Raw genomic sequence first — 1790 nt, 5'->3', positions numbered from 1 at the left:
CGACCAGGAACGAGAACCAGCACATCGACGCCAGCAAAATAGTGATCCACTTGCGCGCGCTGTCGTAGGCCGGATCTTTTGCGTTCTGCCAGAAATACCAATAAGCTGGCAGCATGAAGAGACCCAGCGCCGCGGCGTGTTCCTTCAACTCGAAGAAGCCCAATGTTTTGAAATAGCCCGTGCGTTCCAGCGGGATGCGGATCGCGATGCGATATTTCGTGTAGATCCAGGCACCGAGCACGAGCGTCAGCACCCACAACACGCAGATCGCCGTGGCGTAGCCCGCCCCTCGCACGTTACGAAAGCGCGTGATGAACCCGGACGGCGTAGCAACTTGCCGAACCGGCGCGGCCTCCGCCATCGCCTGATGGGTGAGCGCGCCGAGCAACGCGACCGCCAGCAGACCGTGGACGATCAGTTGAACGGTCCAGAACGTGTTGATCGAGATGAAGTCGGACATGCGGCGCATGATACCGACTTTTCAGGCCTAGGCGACGGGGTCCGCGCTTAGAGTTGCTGCGCTGCAAAAGTATTGCAGGCCGACACCTTGCCCTCTTTCAGTCCGGTCGTGAACCAGCGCTGGCGCTGTGCCGACGAGCCGTGCGTGAATGAGTCGGGCACGATACGGCCGGTCGACTGCTGCTGCAGCCGGTCGTCGCCGATCGCAGCCGCCGTCTGCAACGCCGCCTCGACGTCGCCGGGCTCGATCGACTTCCATTTCTGGTTCGAGCGGTTGGCCCAGACGCCGCCGAAGCAGTCGGCCTGCAATTCGACGCGCACCTGAATGCGGTTGGCCGCCGCCTTGTCGCCTGACGCGCGCTGCGCCGACTGTGCCTTCGGCAGAATGCCAAGCAGATTCTGCACGTGATGCCCGACCTCGTGCGCGATCACGTAAGCCTCGGCGAATTCGCAGGCCTTGCCTGAGCAACCTTTGAACCGCACCTGCATGTCACGGAAGAACGACGTGTCGAGATAGATGCGCCTGTCGGTCGGGCAATAGAACGGGCCCATCGCACTCTGCGCGAATCCGCACCCGCCCTGGATCGAGCCGGCGAACAAGCGCAGGCGCGGCGCTTTATACTCCTGCCCGCTTTCCTTGAAGACGACCGACCACGTGTCCTCGGTATTGCCGAGCACGGCGGCGACGAAATCGCCCATCTGATCTTTCGGCGCGCCTGTGGTGGTACGTCGCGGCGGCTCATACGGTTGCTGATAACCACCGCGATTGCCGGTGACGATCTCGGCGCCGCCAATCAGCACGCTAGGATCGATGCCGAGCGCCCAGCCGACCAGACCCAGCACAACGATTGTGCCGATCCCCAAGCCTCCGCCGCCCATTGGTAATCCGAAACCACCGCCACCGCCGCCGAAGCCGCCGCCACCACCATCGCGGTCGTCTTCGACATTGTCACTGCGGCGGAAATCATCCCAACGCATTCGAAATCCCCTTCAATCGTCGCGTTTCGATCATTGCCGATGCGACATGCTTCGTCCAATCAACGACTTTTCAACCGTGCAAAAGTTCCGCTAAGTCCCGGACCGATAGGCAGAATTTGCCCAGTAATGGGACAGTTTCATAAACCGTTTTTTCACCTTGAGGATTCATATTAGCGGCCTGTCGGTTGTAGGTCCCGCGTCTGCCGACCGCGTTCGCCTGAGTCAGAGTTTTGAGTCATGGTAATGTCGCGTCGCGGGGCGCCCTCACGGGCGCCCCGTGGTCTTTCACAGACCATTCAACATCGCATCCTGATCGGCGAGTGCGTCGCCGAGATGGCAAAGCTTCCGGCATC

General features: G+C 61.2%; 2 protein-coding genes. Both read right to left on the bottom strand.

What is annotated here, in order from left to right:
• A partial coding sequence (locus tag VGN12_02775; protein ID HEY4308353.1) for a hypothetical protein occupies nt 1-460 on the bottom strand: 460 nt, incomplete at its 3' end.
• A gap of 47 nt (nt 461-507) precedes the next feature.
• Nucleotides 508-1437 carry a neutral zinc metallopeptidase gene (locus tag VGN12_02770; protein ID HEY4308352.1) on the bottom strand — a complete coding sequence of 310 codons (930 nt, stop codon included), beginning with the start codon at nt 1435-1437 and terminating at the stop codon, nt 508-510.
• Nucleotides 1438-1790 lie beyond the last annotated feature (353 nt).

The organism is Pirellulales bacterium, assembly GCA_036499395.1.
GTDB lineage: Bacteria > Planctomycetota > Planctomycetia > Pirellulales > JACPPG01 > JACPPG01.
This window is presented reverse-complemented; position numbering and strand designations above follow the sequence as displayed.